This is a genomic window from Variovorax sp. LjRoot175, assembly GCF_964253805.1.
GTDB lineage: Bacteria > Pseudomonadota > Gammaproteobacteria > Burkholderiales > Burkholderiaceae_C > Variovorax.
This window is the reverse complement of record NZ_CAXURY020000004.1, coordinates 190,183-211,349: the sequence shown is the minus strand read 5'-3', so window position 1 is coordinate 211,349 and position 21,167 is coordinate 190,183. Positions and strand designations below refer to the sequence as shown.

Annotated in this window: 15 protein-coding genes; 6 read left to right on the top strand and 9 right to left on the bottom strand. The window is 62.1% G+C overall.

What is annotated here, in order from left to right; translation table 11 throughout:
• Positions 1-5 precede the first annotated feature (5 nt).
• The gene (locus ACSQ89_RS42110) at positions 6-1,523 is read right to left on the bottom strand and encodes a UvrD-helicase domain-containing protein (protein WP_436298076.1); all 1,518 of its coding nucleotides are present in this window, start codon (positions 1,521-1,523) and stop codon (positions 6-8) included.
• A gap of 372 nt (positions 1,524-1,895) precedes the next feature.
• Between ACSQ89_RS42110 and ACSQ89_RS42105 the strand changes: the two genes are divergently transcribed.
• Positions 1,896-4,046 carry an RNB domain-containing ribonuclease gene (locus tag ACSQ89_RS42105; protein ID WP_436298075.1) on the top strand — a complete coding sequence of 717 codons (2,151 nt, stop codon included), beginning with the start codon at positions 1,896-1,898 and terminating at the stop codon, positions 4,044-4,046.
• 382 nt (positions 4,047-4,428) lie between these two features.
• On the opposite strand, the gene ACSQ89_RS42100 is transcribed toward ACSQ89_RS42105, so the two are convergent.
• The gene (locus ACSQ89_RS42100; RefSeq protein ID WP_436298074.1) at positions 4,429-4,731 is read right to left on the bottom strand and encodes a hypothetical protein; all 303 of its coding nucleotides are present in this window, start codon (positions 4,729-4,731) and stop codon (positions 4,429-4,431) included.
• Between the two features lie 451 nt (positions 4,732-5,182).
• Positions 5,183-6,214, bottom strand: coding sequence for a hypothetical protein (locus ACSQ89_RS42095; RefSeq protein ID WP_436298073.1), 1,032 nt, complete (start codon positions 6,212-6,214; stop codon positions 5,183-5,185).
• Between the two features lie 95 nt (positions 6,215-6,309).
• On the opposite strand from ACSQ89_RS42095, the gene ACSQ89_RS42090 reads away from it, so the two are divergent.
• On the top strand, positions 6,310-7,266 hold the full coding sequence (locus ACSQ89_RS42090; RefSeq protein ID WP_436298072.1) for a hypothetical protein: 957 nt from the start codon (positions 6,310-6,312) through the stop codon (positions 7,264-7,266).
• An 860-nt stretch (positions 7,267-8,126) separates the two neighbouring features.
• Here ACSQ89_RS42090 and ACSQ89_RS42085 read toward each other — a convergent pair.
• Positions 8,127-8,486 carry a hypothetical protein gene (locus ACSQ89_RS42085; protein WP_436298071.1) on the bottom strand — a complete coding sequence of 120 codons (360 nt, stop codon included), beginning with the start codon at positions 8,484-8,486 and terminating at the stop codon, positions 8,127-8,129.
• A 593-nt stretch (positions 8,487-9,079) separates the two neighbouring features.
• Positions 9,080-10,489, bottom strand: a complete 1,410-nt coding sequence (locus ACSQ89_RS42080; RefSeq protein WP_436298070.1) for a replication initiation protein — start codon at positions 10,487-10,489, stop codon at positions 9,080-9,082.
• 623 nt (positions 10,490-11,112) lie between these two features.
• On the opposite strand from ACSQ89_RS42080, the gene ACSQ89_RS42075 reads away from it, so the two are divergent.
• Together ACSQ89_RS42075 and ACSQ89_RS42070 are read left to right on the top strand one after the other, a co-directional pair.
• Positions 11,113-12,366: an AAA family ATPase gene (locus ACSQ89_RS42075; protein ID WP_436298069.1), complete on the top strand. Its 1,254-nt coding sequence runs from the start codon at positions 11,113-11,115 to the stop codon at positions 12,364-12,366.
• Positions 12,367-12,369: 3 nt separating this feature from the next.
• Positions 12,370-13,443, top strand: coding sequence for a ParB/RepB/Spo0J family partition protein (locus tag ACSQ89_RS42070; RefSeq protein ID WP_436298068.1), 1,074 nt, complete (start codon positions 12,370-12,372; stop codon positions 13,441-13,443).
• 220 nt (positions 13,444-13,663) lie between these two features.
• Here the strand turns inward: ACSQ89_RS42070 and ACSQ89_RS42065 are convergent, their stop codons facing one another.
• Positions 13,664-14,320 carry a hypothetical protein gene (locus tag ACSQ89_RS42065; RefSeq protein WP_436298067.1) on the bottom strand — a complete coding sequence of 219 codons (657 nt, stop codon included), beginning with the start codon at positions 14,318-14,320 and terminating at the stop codon, positions 13,664-13,666.
• Between the two features lie 718 nt (positions 14,321-15,038).
• Between ACSQ89_RS42065 and ACSQ89_RS42060 the strand changes: the two genes are divergently transcribed.
• The gene (locus ACSQ89_RS42060; protein WP_436298066.1) at positions 15,039-15,500 is read left to right on the top strand and encodes a hypothetical protein; all 462 of its coding nucleotides are present in this window, start codon (positions 15,039-15,041) and stop codon (positions 15,498-15,500) included.
• 48 nt (positions 15,501-15,548) lie between these two features.
• The gene (locus tag ACSQ89_RS42055; RefSeq protein ID WP_436298065.1) at positions 15,549-16,349 is read left to right on the top strand and encodes a hypothetical protein; all 801 of its coding nucleotides are present in this window, start codon (positions 15,549-15,551) and stop codon (positions 16,347-16,349) included.
• 611 nt (positions 16,350-16,960) lie between these two features.
• On the opposite strand, the gene ACSQ89_RS42050 is transcribed toward ACSQ89_RS42055, so the two are convergent.
• From ACSQ89_RS42050 to ACSQ89_RS42040, 3 genes are all read right to left on the bottom strand, one after another.
• The gene (locus ACSQ89_RS42050) at positions 16,961-18,376 is read right to left on the bottom strand and encodes a hypothetical protein (RefSeq protein ID WP_436298064.1); all 1,416 of its coding nucleotides are present in this window, start codon (positions 18,374-18,376) and stop codon (positions 16,961-16,963) included.
• A 756-nt stretch (positions 18,377-19,132) separates the two neighbouring features.
• On the bottom strand, positions 19,133-19,720 hold the full coding sequence (locus ACSQ89_RS42045; RefSeq protein WP_436298063.1) for a hypothetical protein: 588 nt from the start codon (positions 19,718-19,720) through the stop codon (positions 19,133-19,135).
• A complete protein-coding gene (locus ACSQ89_RS42040) occupies positions 19,717-20,850 on the bottom strand; it encodes a hypothetical protein (RefSeq protein ID WP_436298062.1) in 1,134 nt (377 codons plus the stop codon). Before ACSQ89_RS42040 ends, ACSQ89_RS42045 begins: the two co-directional genes overlap by 4 nt.
• Positions 20,851-21,167 lie beyond the last annotated feature (317 nt).

Here is a 21,167-nt window from a genome sequence, read left to right as displayed (position 1 = left end):
GGGGCTCAGGCCGCGGGGCGCGCGCTGGCGCCGCTCATGAACTCGAGGGCGCGCGTGCGCTCCACTTGGAGCATCGGAAGCTCCTTGAGCCACTGCTCGGTTTCATCGTTCAGGCGGCACATGCCGCGGGCCCGGGTGATGCCGACATACAGGAGGTTGACCTCCTGCTGGGTCGCCTGCGAGAGCTCTCCCGTCTCGCAGATCTCCTTCTCTGCCTCGAACAGGAACTCGAAGTCGTTCCCAATCCGAACGCAGTCCCACTCCATGCCCTTAGCCTTGTGGAGGGTGGTCAGAGTGAGCTCGGCAGCCGCCGGGTCCCGGACCTCGTTCTTGATCACCTGGTCGATCAGGTAGGGAATCTTGTGCTCGTGGCGTTCCACCACCTTGATAAGCATGCGGGTCTCGGCGTCGCGCGACGATTCCGAGTAGTCGACGAACTCATTCCAAGAGCGGAATCGCTTCATGAACGGAGCCCGGACGGCATGGAGCGAGCGAGCCCAGATGTTGTACGCATCCCGGATCACGTCCAGGTTGTAGTTTCCGACGCCGCCGAGCCAGTGGACGCCGCGGCCTTGGCGAGACACGGCCTCGTCGAAGAGGCCTGCATTCGTGCGTGTCAGGAGCGTGGACTGCCGGCCCCAGCCAGTGTCTTTGCCCATGCCCTGGATCACGATCGACTCGCCCTTCAAGTTCTGGAGGATCTTGTTGGCGACGTCGGCCGTCCGGGGCCCGAAGCGCCAGGTGCGGGGCATGGTGACCACGCGGCTGCCATCGATCTCGCGAAGGTTCTGCATGGCGTTGGTCGCTCCGCGGAAGCCGTAGATCGACTGGTGGCGGTCGCCGATGGCCAACAGTTTGCAGTGGTCGAGCTGCGCCATCACGAGCTGCTCCGTGAGCGGGTTTGTATCCTGCGCCTCGTCGAGGATCAGGTAGTCGTAGCTCAAGCGCGGGCTCTGCATGGTCCACAGCTTCAGGTACGTATCGTGCGTCACGGGCATCGTGGAGCCCGGGGCGATGATCTTCTTCCAGGCCGCGCGCGTGTGCTCGAGCACTGCGCCCTGCTCCGCCGGCGTCAGACCCCAATCGGCGACTGCCCCCAGGTGCGACTCGTTGATGTCGCTGTCGACGCTCGAGTAGAACGAAGCCAGAGTCTTGCCGATGCATCCCGCGATGCGGTTCTCCACCCCCAGCTGATCGGCGATGTCGCGCGGGCGCCAGGAGGGAACGAGGCGGCCCTCGAACGTGTGACCCAGCGCCTTGAATGCCAGGCCGTGGGTCGTGAAGACGCTCACATTCGAGGGGAAACGCTTCTTGGCCTCGTCCGCATTCGCGCGGCCGAAGCTCATGTAGAGGAACTTGTTCCTTGGGCGCGCAGCCGCGAAGCCGATCGCTGTGGTCGTCTTGCCGGCGCCGGCAACCGCCTCGCCGATGACGACTTTGTCCTGGGCATCGATGAGCTGCTGCTGGTTCTCGTCGTACTTGACCTCGGCCTTGCCACCCGACGTCGGCCGAGGCGTCGTCACGGCGGCAGCCTCCGCAGCCACCCGCGCAGTACTGAACGAGAAAGCATGTGCGCGCGCCGTCTGCTCGAACTGGGTGCGCAGTGAACGGGCTCGTTCGAGAGAAGACAATCCACCGCCCGCCCTTTGCTCTGGAGGCTGCGTGCGGACGCCAGGCCTTGCGGATCCGGGGGGTGCGGGAAGAATCGCCATGGTGGTCAGTGTGCGCGATGCAGGAAGATGCACACAATTTCTTTTGTTTGCATCGGACTATTGGCGCGCTGTAATTTGGTGGCGCAACAATACTCGAAACATCCGAGATCACGGCTTTTTTTTGGGTCCGCCGGCAGGCTCGAAGCCTTGACGGAGGCCCAGCCTTCCTGAGCACAATGTTTTATGCACAACGATATCCCCCTGTTCACCATCGACGAACCACATTCCCGTGACCTGGACGACGCGATTGGCGTCGCGAGGTCGAAGACCGGGTGGATCGTTCGCGTTGCGATCGCGAATCCGTCGGCAGCGGTGGCGATGGGCAGCGCGGAAGACCAGGCCGCCCGCCAACAGGGAGCGACGGTTTATCGTGGGCGCCAGGCCACCCAGCCGATGCTGCCGCGCCCCATTTCGGAACTGCAGGCCACACTTACCGCTGGCGAGCTTCGGTCCGCCATGCTCATCGACCTCGAGCTCGACCTGGCCGGCCGGCTGTCTGGCGCCCACCTCTCGCTCGGCGAAATCACTGTCGCGCAGCGCCTCGCCTATCGAGATGTCCCGGCGATCGCCGGCGACCAGGTGCACGAGCTTCACCTGCCGATGGTGGATGCGATCGCGATCGCGAGAGGTTTCCTGAAGCAGCGTCGCGCGCGCGGCGCGCTTGCCATCTTCGACCAGCAGCAGAGTCTGCTCACAGACGAGGAGGGTCGCATTCGGTACTACGACGCCAGCGAGATGGTCGGCCACATCCTGGTCCAGGAGATGATGATCGCGGCAAACGCGGCGGTGGCAGAGCTCGCGGCCCGGAAGGATGTGCCCTTTCTATATAGATGCCACGAGCCCCGGATCTCGGCGCCCCGCGGCACAGCCGCGCCGGAGTCGCTCGAGGCCTGGATCGCCGGCGGACACGCATCGTCTGCAGCGGCCGCCGAGCGACTGAACCTCATCGCCCAGAAGGCACGCTACATGAGCACCCTCACCGGTCACTACGGCCTGAACGTGCCCGCCTACGCCCACATCACCTCGCCCCTGAGACGCTACGCTGACCTGGTCGCCCAGCGCCAACTCGTCGCGCTCATCCAGGGCACTGCCCTACCCTATTCCCAAGACGATCTGACTGAGATCGGCAACGACCTGTTCGAGGCCTCCGAGGCGAACGTGGAAGCGACCTCAGAATTCTTCAAGGCTCCAGTGCTTTCGAAGGCACTAGCCGCGATCGAGTCGAACGCACAGCACGCGCTGCGCGGCCTGGCGGACAACGAGCTTGGCCAGGCGGTGAAGGTTGGCCTGGCCGGTACCTTCGCGCCAGCGCTGGTTGACGAACTGCTGCGCCGTATGGCCGCCGGCACGTTGGCAGACAAAGTCTCGGTTCGGTTCATCGAGGGTCGCGGTTTCCTGCCGCAGGCGCTGGCCGATGGGTTCATCGCGATGGTGAGCGCCAAGCCAGCGAGCGCAATGTCTTTCGTGAACCATGCGCGGGCGATCAACGCCATCGCAGCCTTCGATGTTCAGTTCGCGGAGGTTTCCGTACCAGGCGCCGCGGGCCCGTCCTTTCGCGCGACCGCCACCATGCGCGATGCCGAACGTGGGGCGACCTACACCGCGGTGGCCACCGATGTGAGGAAGAAGTCGGCCGAGCAGGCCGCTGCGCTCCAGACGCTGTGCGACTTCATGAATGTCGCGCGTCCGGTGGTGCGCGCCGTCAACACCGAGGCAACGTCGCCCTCTCCGGCCACCATTTCCGCGGCGGTCGGCAGTCCCCAGCTCCCGAACGCCAAGGGCGCCCTTCTCGAGTTCTGCCAGAAGAACAAACTTGGCACGCCGACATTCATCAGCTCGTCGACGGGACCATCGAACGCGCCTTCCTTTGTATGCGTGGTCGACCTCGCAGTGAATGGTGGACGCGCGAGCGCCAGATCGCGCGAGTCCTCGACGAAGAGACAGGCTGAAGCCCTTGCAGCCCAGGCGCTGCTCGAGCAGCTCGTGCGCGCGGCCAGCAATGAGAACCCAGACTCTGCGCCGACGTCGCCGGTTGGCGGAGCTGGCGAAGTCCCGGCCAGCGACCAGGCGGCCCACGCCGGATCGGTACCGGAGGTGGTCAATCCTGGTCGGGCGATCCAGCTGCTGCAGGAGTACGCGCAGAAGGCGCGCCTGGCACCACCCGTCTACGAGTTCGTCGAGATCTCGAAGACCCCGAGTTCGTTCGAGTGCCGCGTGCACCTGGCGCGGCCGGGCGACTCGATAGAGTTTCGCGCTGGCGGCGCGAGCAAACAGGCGTCCAAGTCCGCCGCGGCCGTTGGCGCGCTCGACCTGCTCGCCGCCATCGCGACCTGATGATCTTGGACCCTGGACGCTCCAGGGTCTAGGCCTACCGCCGCGCCGCTCCCGCCCGGGCACCGCGCAAAGTTCCGCTTGCCGTAGAACCTGGCCTCGGCACGGCCACGATCAATCGCTGGTCTTTGTTGCGGCTTCCATTTCGTGGCGCAACAATGATCGAAACGATCCGCTCGAGCGTTCCGCTTGTCGTGAAGCGCATCGAGGCGCCGACCACGCGTTCACGACGCGGAAGTTTGTCCGCCGGGGCCGTTCGCACCTGGAAGCCTGATCCGGGCTGGATTTCTTCCGTTTTGGAATGGTCCTGCTCGGACTGGTCCCTTGGGATCCCTCATCTAAGACAAAGCAATTCCGTCCGTCCGCCTCGCAGCCCGCCGGTGGATCACCTTGGACTCAGCCTGGCCGTTGCATGACGACCCTTTGGGCTGGACTGCAGCGCGATCTCGCACTCATAGAGAACGCCGGCGAGCGAGAACATGAGCTGCCAGCGCGAGCCCGGCACCCGCGGCCCGCCGGTCTCGTCCGCAAAGACGATGATCCCTGCTTGAGTTAGATGTTCGATTGCGAACTCGCTGATCAGGGTGCTGTCGAATGCGTCGGATGTGAGCGTGACCGTTCGCGCGGCGTCGTCGTACTGGACGTGGATCATGAGATCCGGCAACGACGAGCCGACGTGCTTCAACATGCAGTCTCCGGGACGCGAGCTGTCCAGGTAGCGAGGCGGTGTGGTCATGATGGTCCGATGCGTGGTGCGAGCTCGTGGTGCCGTCATTCTCGTCCGGCGCCGGACGGCCGCAAGGGCCGTTCGCACCTGGAAGCAGGATCCAGCCTGGGATTTGCTCATCGAACTGAGTTCCTTCGAGATTGTCACACTCGCTAGGCCAAGAAAATCAACGGCTTACGAGCGCCATTTTCAAAGTTGCTCCGCCTGGTTTTTCACAGTTGGGCCAGTGCTCCGAGGCCTGTCGCCCAATGACCGCGTATCGGCAATCCTGAAGTCCGCTGCAAGCCGGCTCTGGACCTAAGCCGCCATGCTTGGCCTTTGGAAAGCCCAGATACACGAAGGTCCGCCTGGCGCGCCGCGCGAAGTTTCCGAGGCCGAGCGCCTTACAGACCAGACGACAAAAAATCGGAACTTAAGCGAGATGGATCTCGAACTTCCCCGCCGCTACGAATTCCAGCGGTGGGAGTTCTCGGTCAGGAAACAGGAACTCCATCTGCATCGCAGAGACAAACGTGCCATGAAAGGCCAGCCCTGTCATACAACCGCTCGCCTCAACTGAATAGCGAATGCGCGCATCAAAGGGAAGCTCGCCCGCCTTCCAGGTGTTGATGTCAAAAGTGGGCGTGCCACGACTGACCAAACATTCACGACCTCCCATGAGTGTGTTGGGTTGAAGTTCGTTCGTGGAAATAGTCTTGTCGTGCGACAGCAACAACATCGCGTTGAGGCCGACCGTCGCGTTGAATGCCTGCAGCGATTCGATCGAGGCCTGCGTTCTATAGGCAACGACGATGCCGCCATTTGGCCCCCTCTGCACATGTCCTTCAATGATGGTCGTCACCAACTCATGGACCGGCGCGACAGCCGGCTCCATCCGTTCCACCTTCATCCGGCCACTGCTGACGCGAGCGATTGAGCCTAGGCCAGGGCCCAACGGGACACCCCTGTCGATCACTACGTCAGGGAACGTGCGCAACAACCCTTCAGGCCCCAACGTGTTGACGATCGCCTGCAGGTTATCCGGCAAGTCCTCATAGGTCAGGTCGAACAGCGGTGGTACACCTGGGCCCCGGCTTGTCTCGTGCAGCCTGAACTGACGCCCGTTCGTGAGGACAAAGTACACGGCCTTGACTTCGGAGTGGTTGGCATAGGACCACGCTTGAGCCTCGGTTTCAGCGTCCAAAGGGGCGCTCGGTGCCTTGGCTTCGACGACCCATCGAACCTTCCGACCGGCCTCGCAGATGTAGTCGGCCCGGCCGCGCAGCAACGGGTCCGTTGCCTTGCGGCGACCGAGTTGAATTCGGTCGTACGTCAGCGACTGCTCGCGAATGATGTTGTGCTCCGTCCCCCTGCGATAGCCAAGGTATCGCAGAAGAGGCGCAATAATTTCTTCGCGCACGTCAGCCTCTGTCATCGCATCAAACGGCTGAATTGGGAATTCCATGTCCTTGCCCTCCTGCTTTGGAGCGTATCAGGTCATGAGTTAACGGCAGGCCGTGTGCTATCGTTCAGATCGAAACTTCCACTCATCGACGGGCTATGCTGGCCCAGCAATTGACGCGGCCGGGCTATGCAATCGGTCTCGAATTGCGCAAGATCGAGCGCCCTGTTTTCCCGCCGAGGCGCAACCCAAGAGTGTCAGCAACTGACCGGCGCACTTGTCACCGAAAAATGGCGTTGAGTAACCATGATTGTTCGACATCAATGAATCCTGCATCCCGAGTATTGGCCGTCGTTCAGGAATTTCAGGGCATTGGGACTGGCCCGACGATCAGCAGCGGATGGAAAAAGGTCCTGCAGATCGACGGCGGTAACGACGTCGACGATGAAGTCTTCGCAGCGGCGCAGGCGTTCCTGACAGAGGTACGTCTGATCCAGTCCCGCCTCAAGGAAATCGGTGTCCCTGAATCTCTGTTTAGCACACATGCGGCCCGTCTCCGGAACGCCTTCAACCCAACGCAATTAGGCGCTCAATGGCAAAGCCACAGGGATGCCGTTGCGGCCGAGGCGGGAATCAACGCTCTACAGTGGGCGAGTTGGACGCTCAAGCATTTTGATGACAACGACATCGATGCGGAATCCTTCATCGCGCTCAATGCTTCATTGGCGGAGCAGGAGCGACTTCTTGCTGAAACCACGCTCCCCATGTCCCTTCGAGCAATGCTCGAGCGGCAGGCTTCAACCTTGAAGGCCGCGCTGCGGCTCTACAAAATCCAGGGGGTCACGCCTCTGAGGGAGGCAGTTCACACGGCGGTGGGCGAGATCATCAGCGAAAACAAGTTGGGTCCAGAGGCGCTAAGAGACGCAACGCCAGAAGCGAAGAATGCAGTTCAGCGCGGCTTGCTTGTGCTGACAAAGGTTGCCGAGGTGGCCGACAAAGGCTCTAAGGTGGCAAAGTTTGCGAAGGAAATGTACGAATGGAGCGTCACAGGCCTGGGCTACGTCCAGTCTCTCTATCCGACGCTGCCACCGTCTCCGACTGGTTACAGCGCGTAGTCTAAAACTCCGCCCCACCGGCATGTTGCTTGCGCTCGCACGCCATCGGAGGTTCGTGCGGCGCGCCACTGAACCTCTGCAAATTCCAATTTGGCGCCAGCGGAGCTTCGCGCCCCTCGCCAGATTCTGTCTTCAGGCCCTCGCCCCGGAAACCGCTCGGAGAACCGCGTCCCAGTGTTCGCCTAGATTGCCTCGCGAAAGATGAGCTGTGAGAGGGTGGGCGGTGCGGGCGAGCGTCACCCTCGCGAGTTCCGGGACCAGTTCGCGCCAAGTCGCCTCGCTGCGGACCAACACGAAATGGGACCCAACCTGCAGTTGATGTAGCACCAGCTTGCGAGCAAAAGCGCGGGAGGGCAGTCGCAGTCCCGCATCAAACGACGCTGACGCCCATGGGCACATCTGGACCGCCAACACGTTGTTGCTGACATGCTGGTCGCCCAGCGCCTCACGTAATTCGCGCAAGCGATCCCAAGTCCACTTTCCGTAGCCGGCCCTGTACGCCGGCGCCAGGCTTTGAAGGGGCCACCCGGGGGTCAGGGGTGGCGGGTGGTTGAAGGCATAGCCAGGCGACGTGTCGTATCCTGGGTTTGCCAAGAGCCAGGTCAGTGGCGCGCCAATGTGCCCCTCGTACGGCGTAGGCGGAATCTCCGTGCGCAAGCGAGTGCGCGCGTCTTCAGATCTTCGCGCGTTGTACGCTTCGATGAAGGGTAAATCAGTGCTGCAATCGAAGTCGAAGCCTGGCGGGGCCATCATCTCTGCCAGTTGTGAAGGGAAGTGTTCTCGATGCTTGTCTTCAGTGAGCGGCGGGCGTAATGGTCGTGTTCGACAACAACCGCCTCCGTGCCGCTCCAGCGTACCGTTTACCCCTGGGGCGGGTACTCGACTCGGCCGTTGGCACCGATCGTGACATGGCCCTTGTGCACGAGCTCGCCAAGGAGCTTCTCCTTGTCCTGATCCGAGATGCCGCCTTGGAACTGAAACATCGCGCCGATGGAATTGAGCACGGCGTCGCGCCGGCTGGCCTTCAGTTTCCTGAGTCGCTCGGCCACGTACGTGACCAGCTCGGGGTCTGACGGCGTCGTGGTGCTACCCGGCGCACGCCGGTCAGGGTTCTGCTCTTCCTCTTCCTTGCGACCTAGTTGAATAAGCAACTGGGCAAGACGCAGCTTGTCGCGATACCCCAACTGCTCTGCGTGCTTGGAGACTTCCTCATACTTCATCCGGGGCCTCTCTCATTGTTCGTTGCCGATCATATCGGCCGCATTTCAGGGCGAAACAGGGGGCGGTGAAAGTCCGGTCTTGGCTGCGGCCGTAGGCGATTGTTGCTGGACCATAGGTCAGTGTGCACGCGCTTCGAGACGTTGCTCCGATCGCGGCCTATTCGCCGGCGGCCCCCTGCCCTACCCTTGCGTGGAACTGCAAATGAGCCTTCGGTGTCAGGGCCGCCGTTTCCTTAATCTTGATCTTGATGGAATCTCTGTCCTAACAATGAACGAGCTCACTCAACTGATTCCCGAGGAATTGGCTCCCTTGGGATCCCTCTCCAAGACAAAGCAATTCCGGGTGTCGTCCTTGATGGCTGGCCCTGCCCCGCCGCGGCGCATGCTCTAACGTCCTTGACCGACCCAGCGCATGAGGAGCGCCTCGGCGGCGCGCCTGCCGATTTGTTGTTGTCTCGCCGATTGGTTCGCAGCGCAACGATGAGCGGAATACTGCGAGCGTCCGTTCGTAGCGACATTTTGCTGCGGGGAATAGTTCGCCGAGAAACGATGATCGCAACAATGCGCCATCCCGGTCTGGTGCGTCCCAAGTCTCAGTGCACGCCCGCGTCCCCGAGCTGCGCGGCTACGGTGAGGAGATCCTGATCCGTGGGCACGTTCCAGTCCTTGCCGACGGTCGCCTCTGCATACATCGAGAGGAAACGTCGCTTGACCAGGTCGTGCGTCCATCCGTCTGTCTTCAGGCGTTTGATCATCTGGGGATGAATCGGGCCCGGGCCCTTCAGCAAGAGCTGCTCCATGGTGCGGAGGATTTCGCCGGCTATCTGCGATTGCTCCGGAGCCGAGAGCTTGCGGAAGTCATCTTCCACTGCCTTCAGCCTTGCCGCCTTCCAGGCCGTTTCATAGGCCTCTCGGCGCCGAGATTGAAGTTCTTGTGACTCTCGACTTCCCGGATCCTTGCGCGCCTCCACTGCCACAGCGCGCGTCGTAGCCCGCTGTGCGTGTCCAGGCATCAGGGAAAGCAGGTACCGCTCCGGATCACGGATCGGCTCCGGGAACGGTGTCTCGATTCGTCGCCGGAGATCTGGCAGCGCTGTGGCCAAGGCCTCGGCTCCGTACGTGTCGACGATCTTCTCTACACGAGCATCGCTGATGCCAAGATCCCTCGCCTGACGCACCGACTCCAGATCCGCTTTCTCTGGAGCTTGCTCGAGGGCAAGCTGGCGCTGCTCGTTGGGTCGAATGAGAAACTGGATCTCGTGGATGAAGCGGCCTTGCTTATGCTCCCTCAGTTCGATCTGCAAATCGGTGACCGCATTGACCTCTGCGATCGCGGGCTTCAATACGTCGCGTTTGAAGAAAGAGTAGTCCAACTTCTCCAGGCGTGCAGCGTCCGGCGGCCGGCCGGTGATTGGGTCGTGCCACCAGCGCCATTCCTTGCGCGGGCTCTGCCCAACGTTCTTGTAGCGGTTCGCCACTTCGTAAAGGCACACGGCCGCGTAAGTGCGAAGCTGCGCGATCATGGCCAGGTTCATTCGCGCGAACACGCGCGGATTCAGAAGCTCATGCCGAAGGGCCGGGGCGAACGCCCACGAGATCCACACCTGCCCGCGGACCTTCTCGATTGAGGCCTGGGCGAGTAGGCTGCAGCCAATCCACTCATCGCCCTCCCCTGTCGTGGGCGACTGCCACTCCACCGTGGTCGTCAACATCGCCCTGAAGTGTTTCTTGACCAGCTCGAGATCGTTCGAGTCGTACTCAAGGAGGTGCACGACTTCGCTCAGCGGCGCGCGATGGACCTCGACGTCCTTGCCCTTTCTCAGTTCTTCCTGCGCCAGACATAGGAGGACGTTGTACGTCTTGCGCCCCAGCACGGTGATCGGATGCGACCGCGCTGACATCGCAAGTGTGCTGACCGGCTTCTTGAAAAGACGGTCGCCGTCTGCTCGATCCTGAGCCTGGATTTCGCCTGCCGATCTGAGGGACACCGACGCCTTCTGCACAACCTGTTCCTTTGAATGCGCGCCAATGTAACCCCGATTCCGCTCAGATGAAAGCACGAGTTCATGTGTGGATCGGGCCTCTTTTCGAGTAAATCGAACCCGCGCTCACGCCACCATGCCCATCGCCGGCGTCCAATATCCTGCCGGAGCTCATGTGAAGCACCAGATCGAGCTGCTGGAGGAACCCCGGAATCCTGTCGGAGCTCATGTGAAGCGCCGCCGCGGTGCTCATCAGCCCGCACAAAATGGTGTTTTCGGCGCTGCCGAGAGTTTCAAGCGACTCCCGTACTCACCCTGCCAGGCTCCTGACAAGGCTCATGTGTCGTCCCGCACCGACTCGGTTGAGCTCCTGTAGAAGCTCATCTTTCTCCTGTATCCCCTCGAAAAGATGACGTAAGTCATTGATTTATAACGTAAAAATGACCGGTAAAGGTATTAGAGGGTATTGAAGGGTCTTAGATAAATCAAACCCGTCGGGCTTTTCAGAGAAAACCCAGATGCAGCTCAGGCCCGTCACATGAGCTCTATCAGGAGTTTGCTTTGCAGTTTCTGTGTGATCGGGGACAATTCGTGCAAATCGCACAAACTGTTTTGTGCGACAGCAGTTCGAGCGAAGGAGCGCCATGAAGGAACTTGAAATCACCATTCCGGCCGAGATCTTTCTCCAGCCGTCGACGATGGCCGACATTAAAGCGCAGGCCCAGCGTGCTAGCGTGATGGTCGAGGAAATCCGGGCCAAGATGCTCGCCCCGTCGGCATCGAAGACGAGCCCTGTGTTCATCCAGAAAGAAGTGGCCGAGGCGTGTGGGCTGGAGCCAGGCCAGTTCTCCTATCGAATGAAGAATGCCGATCTCCCTCGCCTGCCTGAAGGTCACTGGGACGCGAAGAGTCGGCGACGCGAGTTCAGTCTTGCGGAGACGCGGACGTGGGTCAAGGAGTTTCGGAAGGATCGGCTGCGGCCTGCTGGCGGTGAGGCAGTCGTGATCGCAGTGGCCAACTTCAAGGGCGGCGTAGGCAAGTCCACAACGACGATGACGATGGCCCAGGGCCTGTCGCTCCTGGGCCATCGCGTCCTGATCATCGATGCGGATCCGCAAGGGTCTCTTTCGACCCTGACGGGGCTGGTGCCAGACATCGACGTCCAAGAGGAAGACACGTTCCTGCCCCTTTGCCTGGGCGAGGAGGAATCGATCCGCTACGCGATCCGCTCGACCTACTGGGATGGGCTGGACATCGTCGCCGCAGCTCCCCTCCTCTTCGGTATCGAATTCAGCCTTCCAGCTCGACAGGTCAAGGAAAGTCGTGATGGCTTCGAGTTCTGGAACGTCTTGAACTTGGGGATCGACGACGTGCGGCAAGACTACGACGTCATTCTGATCGACACGGCCCCTGCCCTTTCCTATGGCACGGTGAACGCTTTGTACGCCGCCAACGGAATCATCATGCCCCTGCCGCCCAATGCCCTCGACTTCGCTTCGGGTGCCCAGTTCTGGACGCTCTTCACAGATCTGACCGAGAACTTGATCGGTGCCGCAGGTGTCGAGAAGACGTTCGATTTCATCAACGTGTTGCTGTCGAGGGTGGATAACGACGACGCCAGCACCATGGTGCGCAAGTGGATCATTCAGACCTACGGCGACAAGGTGCTCCCGGCGGAGATTCCGCGGACGGTAGTGACTTCTGCAGCGAGTGCAGAGTTCAACACCGTCTACGACATCTCGCGCTACGACGGCAACGCCCGAACGTATAAGCGCGCTCGCGACGCTTACGACAACCTGGTGCAGTACATGGAAGGCGTGGTCCGGGCCGTCTGGCAGCGAGACATCAAGCGCAAGCAGGCATCCGGCCAGACCAGCGTCGTAATGGAAGGAGCGTGATCCATGGCAACGCGTAAATTCTTGGAAAAGGGTAACTCGATCGTTTTGCCATCGGAGCAGAAACGTGAAGAGCATGCGCCAACGGGTGGGACCACCACCGGACCATCCGCTGTGAACGGCAACCCGGATCAGGCGCCAGCTCGACCGCCGCGGCCGCCCAGGACTGCAATTGGCGGCATGGCCGCTTTCATGCGGGAAGAGTCGTTGGTGGTGACTGAACTGGAAGCACTCAAGGTCGAGCATGCACGCTTCGACGGGGCTGATCCGGTTCGGGCCTTGGACCCGCAGACGATCCGGCGTTCACGCTGGGCCAATCGGCACACCAGTTCGTTCGACACGCAAGACTTCGCCAACCTGCGCGACGAGGTTCGCAATGCGGGCGGCAACATCCAGCCGATCAAGGTGCGGCCCGTTTCGCCAGATAGCCTCACGCCGGAGGAGGTCGCGGCCGGGACCCTCTACGAGATCGTCTACGGCCATCGTCGGCACGCGGCCTGTCTTGAGTTGGGCCTTCCGGTGAACGCGGTGATCCAGGCTCGCACGGATCGCGAGCTGTTCGAAGACATGGAGCGTGAGAACCGGGAGCGCGCCGATCTGTCTCCTTATGAACAAGGCGCCATGTATCTGCATGCGCTGAAGGAAGGGCTCTATCCCTCCATGCGTCAGATGGGGGAAGCGCTCGGCGCCAATATCTCCGTTGTCAGTCGAGCCTGCGCGCTCGCGGGGTTGCCTCAAGCGGTGGTCGATGCGTTCCCGTCTCCGGTTGAGATTCAATTTCGCTGGGCGAAGCCGCTCAGCGACGCCCAGCAGCGAGATCCTGACGCGCTACTGGAGCGGGCACGGCGGCTGCGCGGCAACGGCGTAAAGCTCACAGCGGCCCAAGTGTTCAATGCGCTTGTTGACACCTCGCGTGAGGTTCAGGGTTCGGCGACAGACGTTGAGATTGCCGGGCCTGGGGGTAGGGCGGTGATTAGCCTCGACCGCAAAGGGCGAATGACGGTCAAGTTCGATCGACAACTGACGCCGCATGAGCGAACCGAATTCGAGGGCGCCCTGAGGCGCATGCTTGGGAAATAGAAGTTAGGTCGAAACGCTTGAAAGCGCCCTCGTGGGCGCTTTTTTCTTACGTCTGCCGAGTGACCAGAAGGCAGGCGAGGGTGATTAACCGTTAATCACTGCCGTCGCCGGCCGGCACTCTCGCGGTGATTAACGGTTAATCACTCGCTGGCTCTCGGGTCGCCCCGATCGCCACGAACCCTTGGGATGTGAGATCGGGTGGGAATCCGCTCAGGAGCGACTACCGCTTCCCCAGCGACTCCAAAATCTCGCTGAGCATCGACTTCATCACGCCTATGTCCCGATCGCGCCGGGCTTCCACCAAAGGATCCGATCCGCCTGCCGCCCGAGCTCCACCTGACCCGATCGCCTCCTGAGCGCGGACGACAGCTTCGTCCAGTTTCGTGATCAGGTTGTTGCGCATCGCCGAGAACTGCGCCACCTCACGCTTCACCTCAACCATCTCCTGGCGGAGCGAGGACATCTGCCGGAGCAGCTCCTGAAGGAGCTCGTTCGAGGGAACCGGGTCGGCGGCCGCCGCCGCAGGTGGCGGCGGGGAGGGCGCCTGCGCTGGCGCGACCAGGCGGGTGAGGCGAGACTCGAGACTATCCGCTGCGCGGGCCACGGCCAGGTCGAGCACCGCCTGCGATCCGGTGTCCGTTAAGTGCGGCCAGAGCTCGTAGACCCTGCTGATGGCCAAGCGCGTGTCCAGCCGCAGACCTGGCCTGCCACCGCGCTGCCGGCGCAGCAAAGCCTCGCGGGTGAAGGAGGAGGGGGCCTGCACTATCTCGAGCGCGGTCGACTCCGGCGCGATGCAGTTGGTGAACTCGCCAGCAGCGCTCCACTTCTTCAAAGATGACTCGGTCGGCGCCTGGTGGCCATGCATCATCGTCAGCATCCTGGCGAGTTCAGCCAGAGTGCAGAAAGGCGGCCAGCCCTGGGCGGTATCCGTAGCCGGCGCTGCCAAGGACTGAACACCGGACTCACCGTTTGGCGGCACGGAGGGGAGGAGGCTCACAGGGGCTTCAGCCATGGCAGTAGGTTTGGTTACTGAGTAACTGAATTATGCGACTGACTTGGCCGATGTTCCTCGAATCGACCTTCAGATGCGTTGTTTCCGTGAAACAATCCGCCGCGAGCGGAAGAAAAATCGGCTAACTTGTTGTCGCGTAACAAGAAAATCTGCGACCCAGTAAAACCGTGAAACATCCGCTTTCTGATTGCCCCAACGACGACGACGAACGAAGAGGTAGGTGTCGTGCGACACCGTAGCCTTGGTGTCGCGCGACAGAGGAGCGCGCGCGCGGGTGGGACTGGTCGCGGGGCCGGGTGTCGGTTCTCAGCTAACTCTGAACCTTTCTCACCCAACTCTGAACTCGCGCGACCGACGCGAAGACGCCTGTGATGGCGCGCAACGCGACGATCTGCCGACTTGCCGTGCTTGGCGACCGGCCTGGAGCCATCCAACGAGGAAGTTGATCGAGTAGGGGATCGAGCCTTTGACATGAGGACAGGCGTCTCGCGCGCTGCAAAGCCGGACTCCGCCTAGACTTCCGCACTCGGGCCAGTTGCGGAAATCTCGCCTCACGGCCGCGCCCCACAATAGAAGAAAATCCATGCAGCAGGACCAGCCTCAGGACAATTGCTCCGATTTCTCCACGGTGGTCAGGGCCGGTCTGCCCGTAAGCAGTTCCTCACAGGGCCGCGACGTACGCGGCCGGTTCCTGAGAGACGTCGTGCGCACCTACAAAAACCCGATAGTTGGGATCGACATTGAGGACCTGGAGGTCGTGTTTCGCGGTGTGCGATCGCCTGCCCTGGGAGTCGGGGTTGCGTCAGGCAACTACAGGCCGCAGCGGGCGGCGCAGCAAGCCTTCCAGGCGGCAGGCGGCCGCTCCGCCGACCACGCGTTGATCGTTGTTGCATTTGCGCCGGGCGACATGCGAAATGGCGAGGGCAAGATGGCAGCCAGGGAGATTTACCAATATATGGACCCGGACTGCTTCGTCAATATCGGCCTGATCGAGGACGAGCAGATTTCTCGGGGCACGATTCGAGTGAGCGTCCTCCTTGGCTGATGCCCGCGGCCTCGAGGCTACGATCTTCTCGTCAACGTAGAGTGTGCAATGAACATTCGAAGTTCTCTGCCGCGGCCGCAGCGAATCCGGTCGCTCTTCGAGTTCTTGGAGCGGAACAAGGCGATCAACCTTCGGATTCAGCGCGGCTACGTTGCCGAGTCACTCGCGCCGAAGAGGGTCGCGGACTGTGCACTGCTTTTGATGCAGCGTGTACTGAACACACAGAGCCAGCCAAAGCTCGATCCGATTGCGAAATTTCTTCAGGCCGCGTTCAAGTCGAACGCACTGCGTTCCTGCCAGGAATTCCGGTGTTGGCTCCTCGCGCAGACCGGTAACGAAAACATCCGGGAAGCGCTGGGGCACTGGCAAGGTTGGGGACCAAAGACGGCTGCGCTCTTCGTGCGCAATCTGGCCATCATCGAAATGGCCCCGCATTTGCGGAAACGCTTCTGGCCTGACGTGGACGTTCTAAGAAGAGAGGAGATCGAGGTCCCGGTGGACGCTGTCATCCTCGAAATCTTCGCGCACTTGGGCCCGCTCGTTGGGAAGGCCCTCAAGAACTACAAGACAATCAACAACTACTTGCGCGACGAACTCGAATATTCGGCGAAGGAGATGCTGGTTTGGGACGACCTATGGTTCTGGGGCTTTATCACTCAGCGCTCAGCCCCTCAGTCCCAGGGCGGTGGTCGGACCGTGGGATGGAACGAAGGCAAGTACTGGAGCATCCCGCACGCGCCGAGACGGCCGGCCGACGTTGCACAGATCATGCGGTTGTCCCGCGAATTTGTCGCTCACCTGGTACCGAATGGCACGTCGCAATTGGCTGTCACGAAGAGAAGGGCTTAGTCTTCTTGGGCGCACTGCAGTGTGCGCGTGCCAACGGACGCTTCCGGCCCAGAAGCAACCTTCGCACCTCCTCTGCGCCTGACATCCGTTGCGCTCCGAGCAGTCCGGCACGGAGCTGCAGCTAGGGGCAGACACCGGCCGGATTGCCGGAGGAGGGCGACCGGCCAGCCACAGAAAATTCAAACTTAAATGAGCGGCGACCCTGAAAGTTCAGGGTTGGATCAATGCCGGGTTCACCCTGTTGTGAACACAGACGACGCAAACCGTTGAACCGTCAAGAAGCCGAGTTCAGGGTGGCAGGAGTTCCGACACCTGGGGCGGGCGCCCGGGACGGGTGGAGTGCGAGGCGAGACCTCGTGTTCAGCAGCAGCTGCGGCGATGACGCGCCGACGGCCGGCTTGCGAAAAAACGCCCCGGCCAATGACGGCAAGGGCGGAAGAGGTCGGTGGTCGACCTTGGAGAAGCGATTGAAGTTGGGGCCTGGTGAGGGGCGGCCAAGTTCCCTCTGGGGTTCGGATCCGCGAGCGGGCCGCGTGACCACGGAGGCCCCCCGTGTGAAACGGCTCTGTTTCGCTCTTTGTTGCGCCGCGAATAAATGAGCGAAACAAAGCTCATTCGATTGCCGGCGCGTCTGGGGCAGCTGCCGCGGGTGCGTTGCCTGATCCGGCCGCCTCCACCGGCGACTGATGTTCGGCCGCTCGGTCCGCGGCCTGGTCGCGCTGGTTTTGGGTGTCGGCCAGGCCTGGCGCGAATCGACCGGCGCGACGAAACGCCCGATCAGATCCTGCGTAGTGGCCAGCGATCGTTCGCTTGCGCTTCATGTAATGGCCCATGACCATCGCGGCCACTTCCGGCCCGACCGTAGCCTTCATGTTCGCAGCCGCCGTCGAGCGGGTGTCATACAGAGAGTATTTCCGTCCGTCCGGGAATGCGCGATTACAAGCGGCATACAGCGCCGTGCGACAGCCGTTGAAATAGCGCTCGAAGGTGTGCTCGTCCCCGCTGGCCAGGTACTGCTGCAAACTGCTGAGGTGGGCGTCCACGGCGCCGACCCATCGATACGGCACCTCGACGTCGCGCCAGGCGAGCCCCGCGTTGCGCAGCTCCCAGGCGCGCAGGCGTCGCAGGTTTTCGATTGCCACTTCGTTGTTGACGTCGACCATGGCTTCGGCCTGATCGAAGAAGGTCAGGTTCCTCGAGACCAGCTCGGAATGGCGCTCGGCTGCTTCCAGGACGGCTGACACGTTGGCCTGGTCGGCGCCGGCCATCGCAGCCAGGTCGGCATCGGCGCGATTGAGCAGTCTCTCGGGGATGTGGCGCCAGTTGAAAAACGGCTGCTTTTTGAGCTTCAGGTTCGGAAGGCGAAGGATGTTCCGATCGCGGTCGAGCCAGAAGGCGGTCTCCCATTCGCCCGGCCGTGCGCCCGTTGCGATCCCGGCGTTCAGCCACGCGGTGGTCTTGGCGCCCCAGTTCTGGAGGGAGGGCCTGGCCGCCAGGAGCCCGTTCAGAAGCGGGCCGAGATCCTGCTCGGGAATGGCCCGGGCGGAGGCGCGCGATCGCCGCATCTGGATCGCTTGGGCACTGCCCAGCCGTGGGTTGTACTCACGAGCGAGCGCGAGGCCTTTCTCGCGGATCTCGGCCGAGAAGTCCATGTCGGGCTGGTTCAAGGCCCAAACGATGGCAGCGCGGTAGGTCGTCTTGGTGCCAGGCGCCAGGGCTGGATCTGCGGCCAGGTTTTCGATGAGATCCTCAATCGAAACGAAGTCCGGATCCTTGTTGAGCGCCAGCGCCACGCGGTCCACCATCATGAAGTAGCGCTTCCGGTAGAAGACCGCGGTGTCTTCGTTGACCGGCTGTACGGCGGACTCATACCAGTTGCTCAGCGGTTCGACGGGCTGCCCAGTCTGCGATCGATCGGGGTTCGGGCCGGAGCCGTGATTGCGCGCGGTCTGGAGGGTGTCGGGATGGATTAAGCGGAGATCCTGGTCCGCCTCTGAAGTCTGGTTTCGGTCTTGATTGTTTTGCATTGGTGCTTGTTTCTGGGCGCAAGTTGGTGGAGCTGGAGCCTTCTGGGGTTTGTGTTCTGGGGTGGCAGGGCTCTGGAGTGGACTTAGACCATCGGTGGGCTAAGTGGGCGGTGGGACGCTCTGCCGGGTGGGGCCTGGTGCCTGCCTGAACTGCACACCGCGAGGACCACGTCCGGCCCGGATTTCCCAGAAATGGCTAATAACTGATAGCGGTTTTGGAAACAATTCGGGAAAAGGACCCGAAATCCACCCCTGCGGCCAACTGCTGCTTACCGAGGTAACTAGCAGTCGCGTTCCGTTTCGGGCCTTTGTAGACCGAGGAGGCGGCTGTTTAGCCGCGCGCGGGCAAGTGCTAGTTAACTTGATAAGCCACAGTTGCCTGCCACGCGGGCCCGAAATCAGCGCCAGACGGCCGAAACTAGGAGTCGGGCGGGGAAATCCTCCGATTGCCCACCAACTGCTAATTACCCCGGTAAGCAGCAGTCGCCTGCCATGATGTCGGTGAATCGGCTCGCCGGTCCGGGCGCCGTGCCGAAGAGAGCCGGTTGCTCGCGCTGCCAGCAGACTGCTAGTTAAGCCGGTAACTAGCAGTGGTGCGCACGCGCGCTCGGAGGCGAAAGCGCCAGCCAACTGCTGCTTACCGGGGTAATTAGCAGTTGGTTTGATCGAAAGATGGACAGCCGCCCCTCCCATTGCCACTCGACTGCTAGTTAACCGCGTAACTAGCAGGCGCCTTCCATGCACTCGGACCAAAGGTCATTCGAGGGACTCGCCGGCCAGCATGCGGCGACCCGTGAAGCCGGGCACGCGCGGGGGAGGGCGGTCGTCGTCGCGCGTCGGGCTGCTTGACTCCGGATTCTTCGGCGTCGGCGTAACCGATCGCAGAAAACCGGTCATCTCTGCTGGTTGGCCGGAACCAGGCGCCGCCATGCTCGACGGCGTTTCCGGTACGGCAGGCCGAGGCGCGCCAGGTGCGGATGCGGTAACCGACGCCTGGCCCTCAGTATTCACGTGGCCGTGCGGTGGCTGGGCTTCAACCTGGCTTGGCGCCGCGGGCCGCTGGACGATCGACACCGCCCCCATCACCTCGTCGACCAGGCCGCCGGAGATCCGGGTCGAGAGGCCGTCCATGCGGCGCATCCGTTCCTCCTGCACAACCAGGCCCATCTCCATCAACTGCCGAATGAAGCCGTTGCGAGCGCGGTCGCCGGGGCGTCCGCTGAACTGCTCGATGGCGCGGAAAAGCATCGGGCTCTCGCGCCGGAGGAAGCGGATCCGGATGTCGAGGACGTCGTCGTTCGTGGCCTGCTCGCCGTTCTTCTTCATCGCGAAGCCGCCCTTCAAGCCGCTTCGGCAGCTGCCAGGGCTTCGGCTTGCGCGATCCCTTCGCCGATCAGTTGCAAGCCTTCGACGTTGCTGAAGACCGAGTGCTTGGGCACATAGATCGGCATGTCGGGCATGCGCTCTGCGATCTCTTCGGCGTAGTGCGCCGGGTGGCCGCCGACCATCACCACCATGTCGATGATGTCCCAGGCGCCCTTGATCCCGTTCATCATGATGCCCACCGGATCGCGGACGGCGCGGCGCGCAGCGGCCAGAATCTCCGGGTCAGCCATGTCGATCGCTCGGCCGTCGAGCTTGAACACAGCGCCGGTTCGCAGCGAATGGTTCAGGCGGCTCAGGTTCGACGGGGCGATGGCGCGGCCGATCTTCGCTTCCAGGTGCTCCTTGACCGTGGTCATGACGCGGTGGCGGCCAGCGTCGCCGGCGGCGCCCGACACGTCGGTGTTCGGCTTGCCGCGGTTCACGAGCAGCCAGTCCAGCGTGTACTCGCCCGGATCGACGGTGACGATCGTCAGGGTGTCGACCAGCTGGTTCCAATCCGCCAGGGGCTTCAGGCCCGATTGGGGGAAGCGGGCGATGGTCTTGTTGATGCCGTCAATGTGGCGATCCAGGCTGTAGAAGCCGCCCATGGGTTGCGGGCGCACGACCACCTTGTCGATCTGCACGCTGCGCTCGCCGTCCAGGTCGATCCGGCCGGTGTAGGCCTTCTTGAGGGCCGCGGGCTTCCCGGGGTCACGGAAGTGGCTGACGGGCAGGCCCAGGACGAGCACGTCGATGTGGGTCTCTTCCATATAGGAGAGGGCGCCTCGCATCAGGGCGTGGTACGGCGCGCTGTCGTAGTACTTGTCGTCCAGGTGGCGACCGAAGTCCGAGCTGGAAGCGGCCCGGCTCATAACGTCCGGCCCGACGACGAACGACTCGCCGTTGTACGTCACGACTTTCACGTCCTCGCTGCGTCGCTCCTCGAGTTCGTAGCGACGGCGGTCGACGCCAAAGGCGACAGAGGGGAAGAGGTCGTATTCGACAACAGCTTCTCCGCCGTTCTGGCGGTTGTGCTTCGTGAACTTGGTCAGGCCGTAGCCCAGATCGATGGCCACCACGACGGGTGTGTCTACTGCTGCGTTGCTCATGTGCGTTGGATCCTTTACGTTTGTGCTGATAGTACGCTGCAAACAAGAATCTCACACCAAAAACCGATCCGTCAAGGTTGCAGAAAAACAAATGGCATGGAGCAGGCCGAGTGTTGTTTGAGGGACGGCGGAATGAAAGCCGTTGCATCGGCTAAGGCAGTTGTCCGCCAGATACGTCCCAGAGACAGCCCAGAGAAAGCCGTTGCATCGTTCTGCACATCGGGCGATCGAGGTGCGATGGAGCAGGGCTGGTAGCTCTATCTACCAGAGAAAGCCGACGCCTCTACCAAAGGCCTCGGGCCCTGCCCGGCAACACA

What these genes read in the sequence shown, in the direction of transcription:
- ACSQ89_RS42085 (WP_436298071.1), bottom strand. Translation starts at nt 8,486, where the DNA reads ATGAAGTATGAGGAAGTCTCCAAGCACGCAGAGCAGTTGGGGTATCGC.
- ACSQ89_RS42095 (WP_436298073.1), bottom strand. Translation starts at nt 6,214, where the DNA reads ATGGAATTCCCAATTCAGCCGTTTGATGCGATGACAGAGGCTGACGTG.
- ACSQ89_RS42065 (WP_436298067.1), bottom strand. Translation starts at nt 14,320, where the DNA reads ATGCTGACGATGATGCATGGCCACCAGGCGCCGACCGAGTCATCTTTG.
- ACSQ89_RS42060 (WP_436298066.1), top strand. Translation starts at nt 15,039, where the DNA reads ATGCAGCAGGACCAGCCTCAGGACAATTGCTCCGATTTCTCCACGGTG.
- ACSQ89_RS42050 (WP_436298064.1), bottom strand. Translation starts at nt 18,376, where the DNA reads ATGCAAAACAATCAAGACCGAAACCAGACTTCAGAGGCGGACCAGGAT.
- ACSQ89_RS42055 (WP_436298065.1), top strand. Translation starts at nt 15,549, where the DNA reads ATGAACATTCGAAGTTCTCTGCCGCGGCCGCAGCGAATCCGGTCGCTC.
- ACSQ89_RS42070 (WP_436298068.1), top strand. Translation starts at nt 12,370, where the DNA reads ATGGCAACGCGTAAATTCTTGGAAAAGGGTAACTCGATCGTTTTGCCA.
- ACSQ89_RS42075 (WP_436298069.1), top strand. Translation starts at nt 11,113, where the DNA reads ATGAAGGAACTTGAAATCACCATTCCGGCCGAGATCTTTCTCCAGCCG.
- ACSQ89_RS42100 (WP_436298074.1), bottom strand. Translation starts at nt 4,731, where the DNA reads ATGTTGAAGCACGTCGGCTCGTCGTTGCCGGATCTCATGATCCACGTC.
- ACSQ89_RS42040 (WP_436298062.1), bottom strand. Translation starts at nt 20,850, where the DNA reads ATGAGCAACGCAGCAGTAGACACACCCGTCGTGGTGGCCATCGATCTG.
- ACSQ89_RS42105 (WP_436298075.1), top strand. Translation starts at nt 1,896, where the DNA reads ATGCACAACGATATCCCCCTGTTCACCATCGACGAACCACATTCCCGT.
- ACSQ89_RS42090 (WP_436298072.1), top strand. Translation starts at nt 6,310, where the DNA reads ATGCTGGCCCAGCAATTGACGCGGCCGGGCTATGCAATCGGTCTCGAA.